Origin of the sequence: Agarivorans sp., from assembly GCF_050295395.1 — a bacterium.
Lineage (GTDB): Bacteria > Pseudomonadota > Gammaproteobacteria > Enterobacterales > Celerinatantimonadaceae > Agarivorans.
This window is the reverse complement of the sequence record NZ_JBNKPP010000240.1, coordinates 1-17,111: the sequence shown is the minus strand read 5'-3', so window position 1 is coordinate 17,111 and position 17,111 is coordinate 1. Positions and strand designations below refer to the sequence as shown.

Genomic DNA, 17,111 nt, shown 5'->3' with positions numbered 1-17,111 from the left:
TTCACCCCTTTTACCACCAAGCCGTCTTTAACGTCTAAGCAGGGAATAATTCGTTTAGCTAGCATTGCTGCCTCCTTGCTGCCAACAAGCGATGGCCTGTTCTACATTAAACTTACCTTCGAGTAGGGCTCGGCCAACTATCACCCCGGCTACACCGGTATCGGTAAGCGCGGCGATGTCATCTAGCGAGCCAATGCCGCCAGAGCTTTGCCATTGAATGTCTGGGTATTGGGCACACAACTCACGGTATAAATTCACGTTAGAGCCGGCCAGCGTGCCGTCTTTTGAAATATCGGTACACAATACGTGTTTAAGGCCCACTGGGGCGTAAATCGCTACCAGCTCTTCAATGGTGACGCCGCTGTCTTCTTGCCAACCAGACACCGCTACCACTTTATTGCCTTGTTCATCGATATTGATATCCAGCGCCAAAACAATGTGTTCGGCACCGTATTTTTCCATCCATTGGGCGACTAACTCGGGTTGTTTCACCGCGGTTGAGCCTATCACCACGCGCTCGGCGCCGGCTGCTAATAAATCTTTAACGTCTTGCTCACTGCGTACGCCGCCACCAATTTGAATTTTGGCAGGGGTATTCTTAAGTAGCTGAGCTATCACATCGAGTTGGCGAGCGCTAGTATCTTTGGCTCCGTCTAAATCCACTAGGTGCAACCAATCTGCGCCTTGCTTGTGGTAGTCGGAAAACTGCGCTTGAGGATCGTCACCATAAACGGTTTTTTGTGCGTAATCACCTTGGAACAAACGCACAATCTTTCCGTCGATTAAATCTAAAGCAGGAATGATCATGCCTACATCTCCAAGAAGTTTTTGATCAGTTGCGCACCGGCTTGGCCACTACGCTCAGGGTGAAATTGTACACCGTAAAAGTTGTCTTTGTTTACCGCTGCACTGAAGGCTTTGCCATAATCACACTCGGCAATGGTGGCATCGTTCACTGGTAGGGCATAGCTGTGCACAAAGTAGAAGTAGCTGCCGGCTGCAATGTCTTTAAATAAGGGGTGGCCCGCTTGCGGCTGAATTTGGTTCCAGCCCATGTGCGGTAAACGCTGGCCGTCTTGCGGTTGCATCAAACTGACTGTGCCAGGTATTAAGCCTAAACAGGGCACTGGCTGGTCGGCTTCTTTAGCGCCCCCTTCAATTGAGAACTCAGCCAGCATTTGCATGCCGAGGCAAATGCCCAATAAGGGTTTCTTAACCTGTTTAACTAAGTCGATGAGTTCGCGTTCGGCTAAGTTTTGCATGGCTTCAGTTGCGGTGCCTACACCCGGCAGAAACAGTTTGTCGGCGGCCAAAATGACTTCAGGCTCTCGACTCACCGTCACTGGATAACCCAAGCGTTCTACGGCAAATTTAACCGAAGAAAGGTTGGCACATCCTGTGTCAATAATTACATTCATTGTTGCTTCATCCTTTTAAGCTTAGCGCCTATAACATGCCTTTACTGCTGGGTAGGGCGTCGCCTGATTTAACAATGGCTTGCCCTAGGGCGCGACCAAATACTTTAAACAACGCTTCCACCATGTGATGGGTATTTTTGCCGCTGGTTTCCAGGTGCAGAGTACAAGCCATGGCATCACTTAAGGAGCGGAAAAAGTGCGGCACCATTTCTGTGGCAAAGTCACCGATGTTGTCACGGCTGAAGTCGGCTTTAAATTCGAGATGGGCGCGGCCACTTAAATCTAAAGCACATTGGGCGAGGCATTCGTCCATGGGCAATACAAAACCAAACCGGCCAATGCCCCGCTTATCACCCAAGGCTTGTTTAAGCGCTTGGCCTAAAGCGATGGCGGTATCTTCAACGCTATGATGGTCGTCTATGTGATAGTCGCCCACTACTTTACAGTTCAATTGAAAACCAGCATGGGTGGCAATTTGATCGAGCATGTGGTCGAAAAAGCCCAGTCCGGTATCAATTTGGCTACCACCGGCATTATCTAAATCCACGGCAATACTAATTTGGGTTTCTTTGGTATTGCGCTCTACGCTGGCTTTACGTCCTAATTGGGTAAGGCGTTTTTCTATGGCTGGCCAGTTCAAACCATCACGTTGATATTGCAGTCCTTCCAAGCCCATGTTTTCAGCTAGCTGCATGTCGGTGTGGCGATCGCCAATCACATAAGAGTGGGCAAAATCAATCACGCCGCTTTTTAGGTATTCCTTCACTAAACCCAGCTTGGGTTTACGGCAACTGCAGTTATCTTCCTCGAAGTGCGGGCATACCAACACTTGATCAAACTTAATCCCCTGAGACTCAAAGATATCCATCATGTAGTCTTGTGCTAGATGGAAGTCCGCTTCTGGAAAACTGTCGGTACCTAAACCATCTTGGTTAGTCACCATCACTAAACGATAGCCGTTAGCTTGCAGCTTGAGGAGTACCGGAATCACCTGAGGTTCTAGCTTAACTTTGGCTAAGCTGTCCACCTGTTTGTCGGTGATGGGTTCATCGATCATTGTTCCATCGCGGTCGATGAAGAGTATTTTCTGTTTAACTTGGCTCACTTCGCTCGCTCCAATCCTTGAATAGCTGATACTGTGGCGGTAATTTCTTGCTGATTGCCGATAGTAATGCGGATGCAGTTGTCTAGGCGCGGTTTGTTGGCAAAGTCACGCAGTACGATGCCTTGTTCGGCAAGGCCGCTAAATACCCGCGCCGAATCATCAAAGCGCACCAGTATGTAGTTTCCGGTGGCAGGGAAGATCTGCTTCACAATACTGAGTTTACTTAATTCCTCTACCGCTTGGCAGCGAATGGCATTTAAGCGGGCCACTCGTTCACGCATAACTGCTAAGCCCTCGGTGCTTAAGGCCTTGGCGGCAATTTCTGCCACTGGGCGAGCGATGGGGTAAGGTGCAATCACTTTGCTCATCACTTCTATCACTTCAGCATTGGCCAAGGTAAAGCCACAGCGTAAGCCCGCTAGCGCAAAGGCTTTTGAAAGGGTGCGAGTAATCACCAAGTTGTCGTAATCGGCCAGCAGCGATACCACGCTTTGGCGCTCGCAAAACTCAATGTAGGCTTCGTCTACTACCACCAGAGCACGGTCTTTCTGGGCGCTTAACAGGGCGCACAGTTTGGCATGGTCTAACATATTGCCGGTGGGATTGTTAGGCGCGCACAGGAAAATAATCTTGGTGTCTACTTGAGACAGTGCCGCGTAGTCGGGGTCGAAGTTTTCGTCTAACTCAACACACTTAATCTCTACCCCAATGGTTTCTGCACTGACCGCATACATGCCGTAAGTGGGAGGGCAAATTACGATGCTGTCTTGGCCGGGCTCACAAAAGGCGCGGATCAGTACTTCAATGGCTTCATCTGCCCCACGGCTGGCCAATACTTGATTACATTCCACGCCGGCGTAGTTGGCGTAGCCTTCAATTAAAGCCTCTGGCTGAAACTCGGGGTAGCGGTTTAATTGGCCCCCTTCGTAACTGAAATCACTCACTTCTGGGCTTTCGTTGGCATTGAGCCATACTTCTCCACTACCACCGATGCGGCGAGCACTTTGATAAGGTACTAATTGTTGAATTTTTTTACGAGCGAGTAAGGATACTGACATATTATTGCTCCTCACCTAGGCGCAGGGTGACCGCGCGGCGGTGTGCATCTAGGCCTTCTGCATTGGCAATGGGGATTACTGCAGAGCTGAGATCTTTTAGACCCTGCTCAGTAAGTTCTTGCACCGTAAAACGCTTCATGAAATCCAAGGTTCCCAAGCTAGAATAGGTGCGGGTGTAACCATAGGTTGGCAAGGTATGGTTAGTGCCACTGGCATAATCGCCTACAGACTCTGGCGTCCACTGACCAAGGAACACGCTGCCGGCATTTTCAATCTGGGGCAGCAAGTCTCTGGCTTGCTCTGTTTGTACGATTAAGTGCTCAGGCCCATAAAGGTTACTCACTTGTACCGCTTGAGCCAATTCATCAACCACAATAGCAGTGCTATGAGCTAGCGCTTGGTCGGCAATATTGTTGCGACTTAATAGCGCAAGTTGGCGCTCTAACTCACGGTTAACTGCCGCCGCTTGTTGCTCGCTGGTGGTGACTAAAATGACTTGGGAATCTGGACCATGTTCCGCTTGAGATAATAAATCGGCGGCGACAAAAGCGGGATTTGCCTGTTCATCGGCAAGCACCAATACTTCTGAAGGACCGGCTGGCATGTCAATGGCGGCGCCTGCGTGATCGCCGCTCACTTGTTGTTTAGCTTGGGTCACAAAGGCATTGCCGGGGCCAAAAATCTTATCGACTTTGACTACGGTTTCGGTGCCGTAGGCCATAGCTGCAATTGCTTGGGCGCCACCGGCCGCGTAAACTTCGTCTACTCCGCAAAGCTTAGCGGTGTACAAAATCTCTGGGGCAATCGGCGGTGGTGAGCTTAACACTACCTTTTTACAGCCGGCGATACTGGCTGGAATGGCTAGCATCAATACGGTGGACGGTAGCGGAGCGGTGCCTCCAGGAACATATAAGCCGACTTTAGCGATAGCAGCATAGTGCATTTCACAGCGGACGCCGGCTTGAGTCTCCAAGCTGATAGCTTGAGGCTTTTGCGCTTGATGAAAATGTTCAATATTGCTTTTGGCTTGTTTGACTGCTTGTTTGAATTGTTCACTTAAGCCTTGTTCTGCAGCATCAATTTCAGCTTGGCTGACTCGCACCGAGTTTAACTCGGTGTTATCAAACTTAGCGGCCAAAGCGATTAGCGCTTGGTCGCCTTGTTGGCGAACCTGACTAACAACATCGGCAACAATGCTAGCTATATTGCTAGAGCTATTTACCGCAGGGCGGGATAGCACTTGTTGTTGTTGTTCGGCGGTGAGTTGGTTCCAAATAACCGTTTGCATGCTTTTATCTCAACATTTTCTCGATGGGCATCACCAGAATCGAACTGGCACCTAAGGCTTTCAATTTTTCCATGGTTTCCCAGAAAAGATTTTCGGTACTTACTACATGCAGGGCGACTTTGTCTTCATCACCCGCTAGCGCTAACACGGTAGGGTGTTCACTACCGGGTAGTAGGTCAACAATTTGGGCTAGGTGAGTTTTAGGTGCGTGTAGCATGATGTACTTGCTTTCTTTGGCTTCCATGGTGCCTTGCATGCGCATCAATAATTTGTCGAGCAGTTCTTGGTGTTCGTCGCTAAGTTTGTTTTTTGATTTAATGAGAACAGCTTGTGAGCGATAAATCACTTCTACTTCTTTTAAGCCATTAGCTTCAAGGGTGGCGCCGGTAGAAACCAAGTCACAAATAGCGTCGGCTAAGCCAGCACGAGTCGCTACTTCTACCGAACCTGCTAGCATACAGGTTGAGAATGGTACGCCTTGCGCATCAAGGTAACGTTTAAGAATACCAGGGTAGCTAGTGGCGATACGTTTATTGGCTAAACATTGAGGGCCGGTGTAGTCGAATTCTTCTGCTACTGCGAGAGAGAAGCGACAGTCACCAAAATCAAGACGTTTTAAAATTTCGCAGTCAGTTGGCTCATTTTTCGCTGAGCGCAACATGGTTTCTTCTTCTAATACGTTTTCGCCAACGATACCGAAGTCAACTACGCCATCCATAACTAGGCCTGGAATGTCGTCATCACGTACGCGTAATAAATCCACTGGCATGTTTTCTGAGTGGGCAATCAGGCGTTGTTGGCGGAGGTTGATTTTCATTCCGCAGCTTTTTAAGAGTGCCTGTGAATCATCGCTAAGTCGTCCTGATTTTTGGATGGCGATGCGTAGTCGTTTTTGCTCTGTCATGTTGTTATCCCTAATTATAAAACTAAAAAACCCCCGGAGGGTAACCTTCCGGGGGTTTATAATATTGTTATATCTTACCACCGGAAGCTGCCAATTTGCTTCCAGCAGAAAACCGCCTGAAGCCTATTCTGGATGATGGTGGTGGTGATGCTTCAGTTGGTTAAAAATCATTTTCGTTCCTGTCAACGTATCTTTGCCGCCTTGGCAATAATGCCCATAAACTTACCAAGACAGCGCCAAATTGCAACCTTTTTTCTAGGGTTTTTGTTATTCACTTAAAGTTGTTTAAAAAATAGCCGATAATAAGATAAAGAAGCCATTAAAGGAGAGTGCAGCGTGAGCCAAGATGCCATTTTGCCAATTGTGCCTAGACCATTGGCTAAACCCGATGGGAAAACCCCACCAATTAAAACCACTAAAGTAGTGAAGAAAGGAAAAGTGGCTGAACAAAATGATGTCAAAGTCCGGCCTAAACATCCTAGTGAGCAACAGAACGCGCGCAAAAATAAACCGGATCCTGACGACCCACATGATATTGACTTGTTTGTTTAGTCTTAAGTTTGGCCTTCGTTAACTCGGCTGGTATAGTTGCGGCGAATAAAGGCTTGCCGGAACAATCATTGAAACACCAGTATTTTGCCAAAGATGGGCTGTTAGCCAAGGCCATCACTGGCTTTTCTCCTCGTCCCGAACAACATGAAATGGCCACAGCAGTTGCTGATGCTATAGAGCATGCTGGCCGACTATTAGTTGAAGCGGGCACAGGCACCGGAAAAACCTTTGCTTACCTTGTTCCTGCAATGGACAGTGGCAAAAAGGTGGTGATTAGTACTGGTAGTAAGGCGCTACAGGACCAACTTTTTAATAAAGATTTACCGCGCATGCAAAAAGCGCTGAATTACGCCCATTCAGTCGCATTGCTTAAAGGACGAGCCAATTACTTGTGCATCGAGCGCTTAAACAGCTTTTCCCACTACAGTAGCGGCCAAGATCGCGCCACCTTGGCCGAGCTCGTTAAAATTAAACATTGGGCTCAAGGTGAAACCACTGGCGATATTAGTGATTTGGGGCCCATTGCCGAGCGCTCTGATGTATTTCCGCTGATTACTAGCACTAACGATAATTGCTTGGGGCGGGAGTGCCCATCCTATAAAGAGTGTTATTTGGTTAAGGCCCGTAATAAAGCCCTAGACGCCGACTTAGTGGTGGTGAACCATCACCTATTTTTTGCCGATATGGTGGTGAAAGAAACCGGATTTGGTGAACTCATTCCCGAGGCTGAAGCGTTTATTTTTGATGAAGCCCATCAGCTGCCAGATATTGCCGCTAGCTATTTTGGACAGCATTTTTCCAGTCGCCAAATTTTAGATCTGTGCAGTGATATTGAGTTGGCCTACAAGACTGAACTACGCGACATGGCACAATTGCAAAAAGCGTCGCAGAAGCTAGAGCGGCGAATTCGCCAATGCCGTTTGTCTTTTGAAGGCCTGCGCGATCGCGGTGAATGGCGGCCCTTGGCCAAGCAGTCGCGTTTCAGTGAGATGATGCAAGCGTTAAAAGAAGACATGGACTTTGTCTATCAAGTGCTGAAACTCGCCTTATCACGTTGCGAACTGGCCGACGCCTGCTTTGAGCGCCTAGCCAAAATGCGCCTTTTATTTGAAAAAGTGATGGATGTAGATGCCACTGGTTTTAGCTATTGGTACGAAACCACTCGTTTACATTTCACCCTCAATATTACGCCACTAAATATCGCTGAGCGCTTTAATCAGGAAGTAGAAGACCGTCAAGCGGCTTGGATATTTACCTCTGCGACCTTGGCGGTTGATGGAAATTTTGAACATTTTCAAAGCCAAATGGGCTTGCAACAGGTAAAAAGCTTATTGTTGGATAGCCCCTTTGACTATCAGCGCCAAGCGTTGTTATGTGTACCGCGTTACTTACCGGAAACCAAACAACATGACGCTGAGCAGCTTATTTTAGATCAGTTGGCGCCGGTGATTGAAGCCAACCGCGGGCGCTGTTTCTTTCTTTGCACCAGTCATCGCATGATTCAAAAAGTGGCTGCGGAACTGCGTCAACGCACTGAATTGTTAGTCTTGGTGCAAGGTGAGGCTGGCAAGCAAGAATTATTAAAAGACTTCGTGGAAGATGGTAACGCGGTGTTGGTGGCCACCAGTACCTTTTGGGAAGGGGTGGACGTACCCGGAGAGGCCTTATCTTGCGTGATTATTGATAAGCTACCCTTTGCCGCGCCGGATGACCCCTTGTTAAAAGCCAAGAGTGAAGATTGCCGTTTGCGTGGCGGAGATCCCTTTCGTCAGGTATATTTGCCGCAAGCCGTAATCAGTTTAAAACAAGGGGTGGGGCGTCTTATCCGTACTCAAACTGACCATGGGGTGGTGATTATTTGTGATAACCGCATCGTCAATCGGGACTATGGTTCTCTGTTTATTCGTAGTTTACCGGCGATGCCGCGCACTCGAGAACTGTCGAAGGTGCTGGAATTTGTTAAAAAAGACGCTGAGGAAACATGACAGCAAACATATTAGCTTTAGATACTTCTACTGAAAATTGTTCGGTTGCCTTGCAATGGCAAGGCGAGATCCTAAGTCACGAGCAATATAGTCCGCGAGATCACACACAAAGAATTCTTCCCTTTGTTGAGCAAATCTTGGCTCAAGCGGGTGTGAGTCTTCAGCAATTAGACGCCATCGCCTTTGGTCGTGGGCCGGGCAGTTTTACCGGCGTACGTATTGGTGTGGCCACTGCACAGGGGCTCGCCTTTGGCGCCGACAAACCGATGGTGTCGGTTTCTACGCTACAAGCGATGGCGCAACAAGCTTATCGCAGTGCTCAAGCTGAGCATTGTTTTGCTGCCATCGATGCGCGTATGAGTGAAGTTTATTGGGGCGAATACCAAGTTAAAGACGGTTTAATGCGTTTGCAGCAACAGGAGCAAGTGATTAACCCCGAGCTGCTCGCCGGCAGTGCACAAGTGGCCGCAGCAGTAGGTACCGGTTGGCAAAGCTACCAAGAGCTACTCACTAGTCAATATTCTGGCGCAACAGTGCTTGATAGCGTACTTTATCCGTCGGCACGAGATATGCTTAACTATGCTCAATACGCCTTTAGTCAAGGAGATGTGGTAGCCGCGGAACATGCTGAACCGGTTTATCTTCGCGACAAGGTGACCTGGAAAAAACTTCCTGGTCGGGAATAGAGTAGAGGAAAATAAACTTGAAAATTCAGGGCCTTGGCCAGCCCATACCGCAGCAGCCTAAGCTGAAATCAGCTAGCAACAGTACAGAAGTTAGCGTAGCGACTAAGGCACCAAAGGGGATCGTTCCTTGGGCGGTAATGGATGAACAAAGTGTCGAAAAGCTTCGCTATGACCAACATTCTGGTAATGGTGGTGAAGCTGTGTCGCACTATTTAGATGTAGCTAATCAGCTAAAACGCCAACAGGTAAATGAACTGTTTGGTATTGATTTGTTTGCCTAAGAGTCGTTTTATTTGTGTTAAATGCTGCAACCATTGCAGGTCTAGATATTGCCTATTTAGAACAAGCCCGCAATAGCCAATACTGCTTATTGATGTTACATGGCTGGATGGATAATGCAGCCAGCTTTATCCCCTTGATCGAGCAACTTCCTGAGCAACATTGTATTGCCGTCGATTTCCCTGGTCACGGCCATTCAAAACACCGCCACGAGTACTACCATTTTGTTGATTATGTCGACGATGTGTATGCCGTAATAAACCAACTTGAGCTAGATAAACCGCTGGTTTTAGTCGGCCATTCCTTGGGCGCGTTAGTGGCGTGTACCTTTGCCGCTGCATTTCCTGATAGGCTGCAAGGGCTCGTGCTTATTGACGGCATTGGCCCGCTGAGCTTGGAGGAATCGGCCACCACTACACATTTGGCAAAGGCTATTATGCAGCGTCATCAATTGCGCCCTGCTAAGGGCTTTAGTCATTTAGAACAGGCGATAAAATTGCGCTCTGTTAACAGTGGGCTCAGTGAAGCCAATAGCCGCCTATTGGTTGAGCGGGCCACTGTATGGCGTGATGATTCATGGTACTGGCGCCATGATGAAAAGCTAAAACTGCTCTCACCACTGCGCTTTAGTGAGTCACAGGCAAAAAACATCTGCCAGTCGGTCAGTCTGGCTAGCTTGCTAATAGCAGCTAAAGAATTTCCTTTAATCACTCCGGCTCAGTTGGCAAAGCGGCAGCAGTGGTTTAGTCAACTAGACTGCCATTTAATCAGCGGTGGCCACCACTTGCATATGGAAAATCCCTCCGATGTAGCTTTCGCTATTCGTCAATACATCAAGACAATTGTTTGAGCTTGTTCACTGTTTTTGATCATATTTGTTACGGCTAATGTTAAATTATTGTTATTTTAAACGCTGTATGAAACAATTGTTTAAAATTGTAGAGCATTCACTCTAAGTGGCGTTCTGCAGGGTCTGTTTCTTGTAAATTTAATAATAAAAATGACAGGCTGATTATACTTAATGTAACCAAATTGTTTAGGAGAGCTGCGTGGAAAAGGTTTGGCTAAATCGGTACCCTGAGGATGTTCCAGCAGAAATAGATCCCACTCGTTTTCAGTCCTTACTAGAGGTGTTTGAGCAAGGCGCAGCCAGATATGCTGATCGAGTTGCCTATATCAACATGGGGCAAGTGTTAACTTATCGACGCTTAGAAGAGCAGTCACGAGCCTTTGCTGCCTACTTACAAAATGAACTCAAATTGGAAGCCGGTGATAGAGTGGCTTTAATGATGCCTAACTTGCTGCAATACCCAATTTGTTTATTTGGCGCTTTACGTGCTGGCATGGTGGTGGTGAATGTTAATCCTTTGTATACACCGCGTGAACTAAAACACCAATTAAACGATAGTGGCGCTAAGGCGATTGTTATCGTGTCTAACTTTGCCCACATTTTGGAAGAAATCGTAGAAGAAACCGGCGTAGAGCATGTCATATTAACTCGCTTGGGTGACCAACTTTCGGCCACTAAACGCACTTTGGTGAATTTTGTGGTGAAGTACATCAAGAAAATGGTGCCTAAATACCACCTACCGCATGCCCAGTCTTTGCGTTATGTTTTATCCAAAGGCCAACATTTGCAGTACGTTCGCCCAGAAGTACACAGTGAAGATTTAGCCTTTCTGCAATATACCGGTGGTACCACAGGTGTTGCTAAAGGCGCGATGTTGTCGCACCGCAACATGGTGTCTAATCTACTGCAAGCGGAAGCGATTGTTGGCCCCTGTCTAGAAGCTGAAAAGGAAGTGGTGGTGACGGCTTTGCCGCTTTACCATATCTTTGCTTTAACCGCTAACTGTATGTTGTTTTTCTCCTTGGGCTGTCAAAACCTGTTAATTACCAATCCGCGTGACATTCCTACCTTTGTCAAAGAATTGAGTAAGGTTCCGTTCACCGCCATAACTGGGGTGAATACCTTATTTAATGCGCTGTTAAATAACGATGATTTCGCCAATTTAGATTTCTCAACTTTACGCCTTTCTTTAGGTGGCGGAATGTCAGTGCAACGCGCGGTTGCTGAGCGTTGGCAAAGCATCACCGGCACTCGTTTGATAGAAGGTTATGGTTTAACTGAATGTGCTCCCTTGGTAACGGTATGTCCTTATGATTTAGATGCCTATAACGGCAGCATTGGTTTACCTGCACCATCCACCGAGATTAAGCTAGTGGATGATAATGGCCAAGAAGTGGCAAAAGGCGAGTCTGGAGAGATTTTGGTGAAAGGCCCGCAGGTAATGCAAGGTTATTGGCAACGACCCGAAGCCACTGAAGAAGCGATGCCGGGCGGTTGGTTTGCCACCGGCGATATTGCCACCATGGATGAGCAAGGTTTTTTCCACATTGTTGATCGCAAGAAGGACATGATTTTGGTTTCTGGCTTCAACGTTTTCCCTAACGAGATTGAAGAGGTAGTGGCCAGCAACGCTAAGGTGCTAGAGGTAGCTGCTGTAGGGGTGCCTAATGACGTCAGTGGCGAAGCGGTTAAGGTGTTTGTAGTTAAAAAAGAAGATTCCCTCACCGAGAAACAACTGATCGAGTATTGTCGAGAGTTTTTAACGGCTTACAAAGTACCGAAACTGGTGGAGTTTAGAGATGAGCTTCCCAAGACCAATGTGGGCAAGATATTACGCAGAGCCTTGCGTGAACAGGGATAAACCGTAAAATGGTCGCATTATTCTATGCTATCCCTTAGGACGCCTTGATTTTGGCAGACGTAAATTTCGAAATGATAGTAACAGAGGCGCAGTTAGCGCCTTTGTTACGTTTATTAAATGAGCACGCGCCCAAGGTGCTAGCCATTGATACTGAGTTCGTTCGCACTCGTACTTATTACGCCCAGTTGGGGCTGCTACAGATATATGATGGCCAGCAGTGTTATTTGATTGACCCACTTGAATTAGATATGGCGCCGTTATGGCAAGCCTTGGCTCGTCATCATTGGGTACTGCATGCCTTTGGCGAAGATTTAGAAATTATTCAACGACTCAGTGGTCAATTTGGTGTAAGTGTATTTGATACCCAAATCGGTGCTGCCTTTTTGGGCCATGGCATTAGCCTAGGGTATCAACGCTTCATTGCCACAGAATTGAACATAGAATTAGATAAGGGGGAGTCTAGGACCGATTGGTTAGCCAGACCTTTGCGCGCCTCGCAATTGGAATACGCCGCTTTAGATGTGATTTATTTACTTCCCGCCTATTTAAAAATTAAGCAACAGTTGGAAGAACAGGGGCTTTATCAGGCCGCTTTGGAAGAAAGTTGTCGCTTAGCCGACTTGAAAAAACGGGTGCTTAATCAAGATGCCGCCTATCAAGATATTAAAAATGCCTGGAAACTTAATCCGCAGCAGTTAGCGGTACTAAAAACCTTAAGTGCTTGGCGACTACAACAGGCCATGAGCCGCGATTTAGCCATAAATAACGTGGTGCATGCCGATACCTTATGGACCTTAGCCCGTTACCAACCTAGCAGCATGGCGCAGTTGCAAAGTTTAGGCTTACCGGCGCAGGAGCTACGGATCCACGGTTCTCGCTTACTGAAGTTGATTAAACAGGCTCGGCTAACTAAAACTGCAGATTTCCCTCCCGCCATTAAACGCATTGTCGACTATCCCGGCTATAAAAAAGCCATTCAAGAATTGAAGAAAGTGGTAGCAGCGGTAGCTGAGGAGTCAGGCTTACCCGAAGATGTGCTGGCGAGTAAGAAGATGCTGAATCAATATTTATCTTGGTGTTGGAAAGAAAACCGGCAAGCAGAAGAGCTTCCTCTATTGCTTACCGGCTGGCGTCAGCCTTTATTTGCTAATCGCGTTGATCAGGTAGTGTAATATTCAACTCTAGTACGCTGATATCGTCAGTTTTGTTATCCAAGCTAACGCTAACTTGGTCAGAGTCGATATCAACGTATTTTTTGATCACTTCAATAATATCTTGTTTCATTGCCGGCAAATAATCGGGACCGCTACGCTGGCCGCGTTCATGAGCAACAATAATTTGCAGTCGTTCTTTGGCGGTTTGCGCCGTTTTAGACTGTTTTGTGGTGCGAAAGTAGTCTAAAAGAGACATTCTTATCCTCCAAATAGGCGGCTAAATAGGCCTTTTTTCTGTTCTTCCAAAAAGCGAAAATCGACATTTTCACCGATTAAACGGCTTACAGCGTCATCGTAGGCAAGACCAGCATCGCTGTCTTTATCTAAAATTACCGGTTCACCTGAGTTTGAGGCTTTGAGTACCGCGGGTGATTCAGGAATCACTCCCAATAGCGGAATGGCTAGGATCTCTTGCACATCTTCCACGCTTAACATATCGCCACGATTAACTCGCTCTGGGTTATAGCGGGTAAGCAATAGGTGTTCTTTGACCGGCTCTAGACCTTGTTCGGCACGCTGTGACTTGCTGGCTAACATGCCCAGTATACGGTCAGAGTCGCGTACCGAAGAGACTTCAGGGTTAGTGGTAACAATGGCCTCATCGGCAAAATACAAGGCCATAATGGCACCCGTCTCAATACCAGCTGGTGAGTCACATACAATGTATTCAAAGCCTTGAGCGGCCAAATCTTCCAATACTTTTTGCACGCCTTCTTTAGTCAGGGCGTCTTTATCACGGGTTTGTGAGGCCGGAAGAATGTATAAATTATCCGTGCGTTTGTCTTTAATTAGCGACTGATTAAGATTTGATTCGCCTTTTATCACATTGACAAAATCATATACTACACGACGCTCACAGCCCATGATTAGGTCTAGGTTGCGTAAGCCAATGTCGAAGTCGACGATTACTGTTTTAAAACCTTTGATTGCAAGGCCTGTGCCAATGGCTGCACTGGATGTGGTTTTACCAACACCGCCTTTTCCTGAGGTCACAACGATAATCTTAGCCATTATCTTTCCTTTATGAATGGGTTAACAAAGTTAACTTAAATTACCAAATACGATTTTCCGATCTTCAATTTGTATGCATTGCGGCAAATTAGCGTGTTCGGCTATTTGCTCATGCAGTACATAAACACCGGCAATTGAAATGAGTTCTGCTTGCAAGTTCTGGCAGAATATTTTGCTGTCTTTACGGCCACTGGCTCCGGCTATTGCTCGGCCACGTAAGGCCCCGTAAATATGAATGTTGCCGTCGGCTATTACTTCGGCTCCATTGCCTACAGAACCGATGATCACCAGGTCGGTGTTTTGCGCGTAAACCTGTTGGCCGGAGCGAATCTGTCCACGCACCACTTTACTGGGCATTACGCTTGGCGTTGCCGGTTTTTCTGGCTGCGGTTCAACGGGTTTTGCGGCGGCTTGCTGGGAGCCGCTGGTCATAACGGCTAAACCGGCGGCACGGGCCGCGGTTTTTTGCTGCTCGTTACTACATCCGGTCACGCCTACCAATACAAAATCTTGAGATTCGACCACATCTTTTAATTGGTTGAAATCAAAATTGCTGTCTACTTCACTAATGTTTACTACTATAGGAGCACAATTAAAAAATTGCGGCGCTTGCGCCACTTTTTCCATCAGCTTGTTATTTAATGACGTTAAGTCATTCTTTCCTAAGTAAACGACTGAAAGGGTGAAGTTTGTCCCTTTAAATTCTATTTCCTGTCCGGACATGAACAGTGGATTCCTTTTTTACATTTGTATACGAGCTATGACGCTACAGCATTTATTCTGATATAGTCTGCGTTTTAGCATAACCTGATCAGTACCTAGGATACTAACATTTTCATGTTCTGTGCAGTCTATAAAAGTCTCAAAAAACAGCAAACTTATCTCTATATTGAGAAGAAAGACGATTTTGCTAAAGTACCCAGTTCATTATTGGACTTAATGGGAGCTAAAGAGTTGGTGATGGTGGTGCCCAAACGTCCCACCAAGGATTTCGCTCGTGTCGAGATCACAGCCTTAGAAAAGGCTTTTAAAGAGCAGGGGTATTACTTACAGCTTCCTCCGCCACCAGAAAATTACCTCAAACAGCACTTAGCTGCTCAAGCTAAGGCTAAACAGCAATAAGGGGACAATACGTGAAGAAAATTATCAGTGCGGTGCTATTCTCTGCAGCCTTTTCATTACATGCTGAACCGGGCTTTGATAACTACGTAGAGCAACTTAAAGTAGAAGCGGCTGAACAAGGCATCTCGCAACAAACCATTGACGCCGCCTTTGCCAATACTCAGTTTTACCCTCGAGCGGTGAAGGCCGATAAACAGCAGCCTGAGTTTAAGCTCACCCTCGATACTTATTTACCTCGTGCGGTACCGGCGTGGAAGGTTCAGCAAGCTAGAGCCTTATATAAAAAACACTATCCCTTATTAAAAGAAATAGAAAAGAAGTATCAGGTGCAGCCACGCTTCGTGATTGCACTGTGGGGAGTCGAGTCTAACTTCGGTAAGTTTACCGGTAATTACAATGTGGTGTCGGCACTGTCTACCATGTCATTTGAAGGGCGCCGCGAAGCGTTTTTCAAAAAAGAATTGATGAATGCGCTGAGCATATTAGAGCAGCAGCATATTAGCCCGGCTGAAATGAAAGGCTCTTGGGCGGGGGCAATGGGGCAGGTGCAATTTATGCCAAGTTCGTTTTTAGCCTATGCTCAAGATTTTGATGGTGATGGCCATCGTGATATTTGGAATAGTACCGCCGACGCGTTGGCCTCTGCCGCCAACTATTTAGCGCAAAGTGGCTGGAGTAACGATTTAACTTGGGGGCGTCAGGTTAAACTACCGGACAACTTCGATGCTGAGTTATTTGGTTTATCAACCAGCAAACCTTTAAGTGAGTGGCAGGCTTTGGGAGTGCGCCGCTATGACGGCACTGATTTACCTACTCGTGATATTAGTGCCTCTTTGGTGCAACCCGACGACGCCCATGGCCGAGTATATCTGGCTTACGATAACTACCGAGTATTGATGAAGTGGAATCGCTCACATTACTTTGTGGCTGCGGTGGGCACCTTGGCAGACCGTATTTCTTATCCTCCGGTGTTTTAATATGTATCAGCATCTTGATCAGCAGGGCCAGTTGATTGACTTTCCTGCGGCTAAAGCGGTGTGTGTAGGGCAAAACTACCTAGAACATATGCAAGAAATGGGCGGAGCGCCGGTTAAACAAGCGGTGTTTTTTATTAAGCCTAATAGCGCCTTCGTTAACTTAGCCGAGCAATTGGTGATTCCGGCGAATAAGGGCGAGGTTCATTACGAGTTAGAACTGGCCTTATTGATTAAAAAGCCACTCAAAGATGCCACTATTGGGCAGTTGGATGACGCGGTTTGGGGTTATGCCTTGGCTTTGGATCTCACCTTACGTGATATTCAATTACAGTTAAAGCAACGCGGTCATCCTTGGGAGAGAGCCAAAGCCTTTGATAACAGCTGCGTGCTGAGCGCGTTTAAACCGCTTAATACTTTAGCTGAGTTAAATCAGGTTGAACTGGCATTAAGTCAAAATGGTAGCTTGAAACAACAGGGCAATACTTCACAGATGATCCGTAATCTGCAGCAGTTGTTATGTGAAGCTTCATCTTGTTTTAGTTTAATGCCGGGAGATGTGTTATTAACAGGCACTCCTGCAGGCGTTGGCCCGCTGCAAGTGGGAGACCAACTAGCGATGCGCGTCGCAGATATATCGGTAAATACAGAGGTAGTAGTAAGTGAGTGAATTAGGGTTTTGGCAGCAGAAGACGCTGGCGCAGATGACCGACCAAGAATGGGAGTCATTGTGTGATGGCTGTGGTAAATGCTGTTTGTCTAAACTTATCGATGAAGATACCGATGAGTTGTATTACACCAACA

General features: G+C 47.0%; 19 protein-coding genes, 1 pseudogene and 1 other annotated feature. Of the genes and pseudogenes, 11 read left to right on the top strand and 9 right to left on the bottom strand.

Going from position 1 to position 17,111, the window contains the following annotated elements; genetic code table 11:
* Window positions 1-54: 54 nt before the first annotated feature.
* Genes hisA through hisG form a run of 6 tightly spaced genes read right to left on the bottom strand, consistent with a single transcriptional unit; the run spans window position 55 to window position 5,773 of the window.
* Window positions 55-807: a 1-(5-phosphoribosyl)-5-[(5-phosphoribosylamino)methylideneamino]imidazole-4-carboxamide isomerase gene (hisA, locus tag ACQY6Q_RS14085; protein ID WP_427982323.1), complete on the bottom strand. Its 753-nt coding sequence runs from the start codon at window positions 805-807 to the stop codon at window positions 55-57.
* A gap of 2 nt (window positions 808-809) precedes the next feature.
* A complete protein-coding gene (gene hisH / locus ACQY6Q_RS14080) occupies window positions 810-1,418 on the bottom strand; it encodes an imidazole glycerol phosphate synthase subunit HisH (RefSeq protein WP_427982322.1) in 609 nt (202 codons plus the stop codon).
* Between the two features lie 28 nt (window positions 1,419-1,446).
* Complete coding sequence (gene hisB, locus ACQY6Q_RS14075; protein ID WP_427982321.1) at window positions 1,447-2,523, bottom strand: bifunctional histidinol-phosphatase/imidazoleglycerol-phosphate dehydratase HisB; 1,077 nt, start codon at window positions 2,521-2,523, stop codon at window positions 1,447-1,449.
* Window positions 2,520-3,581: a histidinol-phosphate transaminase gene (gene hisC, locus ACQY6Q_RS14070; RefSeq protein ID WP_427982320.1), complete on the bottom strand. Its 1,062-nt coding sequence runs from the start codon at window positions 3,579-3,581 to the stop codon at window positions 2,520-2,522. Before hisC ends, hisB begins: the two co-directional genes overlap by 4 nt.
* Before the next feature lies 1 nt (window position 3,582).
* A complete protein-coding gene (gene hisD / locus ACQY6Q_RS14065; RefSeq protein WP_427982319.1) occupies window positions 3,583-4,869 on the bottom strand; it encodes a histidinol dehydrogenase in 1,287 nt (428 codons plus the stop codon).
* 4 nt (window positions 4,870-4,873) lie between these two features.
* Entirely contained in the window at window positions 4,874-5,773 is a 900-nt protein-coding gene (gene hisG / locus ACQY6Q_RS14060) for an ATP phosphoribosyltransferase (RefSeq protein ID WP_427982318.1), read from the bottom strand.
* Window positions 5,774-5,794: 21 nt separating this feature from the next.
* Window positions 5,795-5,921 (bottom strand) — a sequence feature (His leader region).
* 188 nt (window positions 5,922-6,109) lie between these two features.
* On the opposite strand from hisG, the gene ACQY6Q_RS14055 reads away from it, so the two are divergent.
* The 7 genes from ACQY6Q_RS14055 (at window position 6,110) to rnd (ending at window position 13,158) form a co-directional block, all read left to right on the top strand.
* Window positions 6,110-6,325 (top strand): hypothetical protein, encoded by a 216-nt coding sequence (locus tag ACQY6Q_RS14055; RefSeq protein WP_055731908.1) that lies wholly within the window; start codon window positions 6,110-6,112, stop codon window positions 6,323-6,325.
* Between the two features lie 68 nt (window positions 6,326-6,393).
* Entirely contained in the window at window positions 6,394-8,310 is a 1,917-nt protein-coding gene (locus ACQY6Q_RS14050; protein WP_427982317.1) for an ATP-dependent DNA helicase, read from the top strand.
* On the top strand, window positions 8,307-8,996 hold the full coding sequence (tsaB, locus tag ACQY6Q_RS14045) for a tRNA (adenosine(37)-N6)-threonylcarbamoyltransferase complex dimerization subunit type 1 TsaB (RefSeq protein ID WP_427982315.1): 690 nt from the start codon (window positions 8,307-8,309) through the stop codon (window positions 8,994-8,996). The genes ACQY6Q_RS14050 and tsaB overlap by 4 nt, the downstream gene beginning before the upstream one ends.
* A gap of 17 nt (window positions 8,997-9,013) precedes the next feature.
* On the top strand, window positions 9,014-9,277 hold the full coding sequence (locus ACQY6Q_RS14040) for a hypothetical protein (protein WP_427982314.1): 264 nt from the start codon (window positions 9,014-9,016) through the stop codon (window positions 9,275-9,277).
* Between the two features lie 14 nt (window positions 9,278-9,291).
* Window positions 9,292-10,125: an alpha/beta fold hydrolase gene (locus ACQY6Q_RS14035; protein WP_427982313.1), complete on the top strand. Its 834-nt coding sequence runs from the start codon at window positions 9,292-9,294 to the stop codon at window positions 10,123-10,125.
* A gap of 199 nt (window positions 10,126-10,324) precedes the next feature.
* On the top strand, window positions 10,325-11,986 hold the full coding sequence (gene fadD, locus ACQY6Q_RS14030; RefSeq protein ID WP_427982312.1) for a long-chain-fatty-acid--CoA ligase FadD: 1,662 nt from the start codon (window positions 10,325-10,327) through the stop codon (window positions 11,984-11,986).
* 50 nt (window positions 11,987-12,036) lie between these two features.
* Window positions 12,037-13,158 carry a ribonuclease D gene (gene rnd, locus ACQY6Q_RS14025; protein WP_427982311.1) on the top strand — a complete coding sequence of 374 codons (1,122 nt, stop codon included), beginning with the start codon at window positions 12,037-12,039 and terminating at the stop codon, window positions 13,156-13,158.
* On the opposite strand, the gene minE is transcribed toward rnd, so the two are convergent.
* Genes minE through minC form a run of 3 tightly spaced genes read right to left on the bottom strand, consistent with a single transcriptional unit; the run spans window position 13,133 to window position 14,934 of the window.
* Entirely contained in the window at window positions 13,133-13,396 is a 264-nt protein-coding gene (gene minE / locus ACQY6Q_RS14020) for a cell division topological specificity factor MinE (protein ID WP_427982309.1), read from the bottom strand. The two genes, rnd and minE, sit on opposite strands and share 26 nt — an antisense overlap.
* 2 nt (window positions 13,397-13,398) lie before the next feature.
* Window positions 13,399-14,211, bottom strand: a complete 813-nt coding sequence (gene minD, locus ACQY6Q_RS14015) for a septum site-determining protein MinD (protein ID WP_427982307.1) — start codon at window positions 14,209-14,211, stop codon at window positions 13,399-13,401.
* A 30-nt stretch (window positions 14,212-14,241) separates the two neighbouring features.
* On the bottom strand, window positions 14,242-14,934 hold the full coding sequence (minC, locus tag ACQY6Q_RS14010; protein WP_427982306.1) for a septum site-determining protein MinC: 693 nt from the start codon (window positions 14,932-14,934) through the stop codon (window positions 14,242-14,244).
* A 114-nt stretch (window positions 14,935-15,048) separates the two neighbouring features.
* On the opposite strand from minC, the gene ACQY6Q_RS14005 reads away from it, so the two are divergent.
* From ACQY6Q_RS14005 to ACQY6Q_RS13990, 4 genes and pseudogenes are all read left to right on the top strand, one after another.
* A complete protein-coding gene (locus tag ACQY6Q_RS14005; protein WP_427982305.1) occupies window positions 15,049-15,333 on the top strand; it encodes a YcgL domain-containing protein in 285 nt (94 codons plus the stop codon).
* Between the two features lie 11 nt (window positions 15,334-15,344).
* Complete coding sequence (locus tag ACQY6Q_RS14000) at window positions 15,345-16,310, top strand: lytic murein transglycosylase (RefSeq protein ID WP_427982303.1); 966 nt, start codon at window positions 15,345-15,347, stop codon at window positions 16,308-16,310.
* Between the two features lies 1 nt (window position 16,311).
* The gene (locus ACQY6Q_RS13995) at window positions 16,312-16,977 is read left to right on the top strand and encodes a fumarylacetoacetate hydrolase family protein (RefSeq protein WP_427982302.1); all 666 of its coding nucleotides are present in this window, start codon (window positions 16,312-16,314) and stop codon (window positions 16,975-16,977) included.
* 34 nt (window positions 16,978-17,011) lie between these two features.
* Window positions 17,012-17,111 (top strand): annotated as a pseudogene (locus ACQY6Q_RS13990) (YcgN family cysteine cluster protein); the annotation flags it as partial.

Coding starts and splice junctions, on each gene's coding strand:
- minD (WP_427982307.1), bottom strand. CDS start 14,211: ATGGCTAAGATTATCGTTGTGACCTCAGGAAAAGGCGGTGTTGGTAAA.
- ACQY6Q_RS13995 (WP_427982302.1), top strand. CDS start 16,312: ATGTATCAGCATCTTGATCAGCAGGGCCAGTTGATTGACTTTCCTGCG.
- hisD (WP_427982319.1), bottom strand. CDS start 4,869: ATGCAAACGGTTATTTGGAACCAACTCACCGCCGAACAACAACAACAA.
- hisC (WP_427982320.1), bottom strand. CDS start 3,581: ATGTCAGTATCCTTACTCGCTCGTAAAAAAATTCAACAATTAGTACCT.
- hisG (WP_427982318.1), bottom strand. CDS start 5,773: ATGACAGAGCAAAAACGACTACGCATCGCCATCCAAAAATCAGGACGA.
- minC (WP_427982306.1), bottom strand. CDS start 14,934: ATGTCCGGACAGGAAATAGAATTTAAAGGGACAAACTTCACCCTTTCA.
- ACQY6Q_RS14005 (WP_427982305.1), top strand. CDS start 15,049: ATGTTCTGTGCAGTCTATAAAAGTCTCAAAAAACAGCAAACTTATCTC.
- hisA (WP_427982323.1), bottom strand. CDS start 807: ATGATCATTCCTGCTTTAGATTTAATCGACGGAAAGATTGTGCGTTTG.
- tsaB (WP_427982315.1), top strand. CDS start 8,307: ATGACAGCAAACATATTAGCTTTAGATACTTCTACTGAAAATTGTTCG.
- hisH (WP_427982322.1), bottom strand. CDS start 1,418: ATGAATGTAATTATTGACACAGGATGTGCCAACCTTTCTTCGGTTAAA.
- minE (WP_427982309.1), bottom strand. CDS start 13,396: ATGTCTCTTTTAGACTACTTTCGCACCACAAAACAGTCTAAAACGGCG.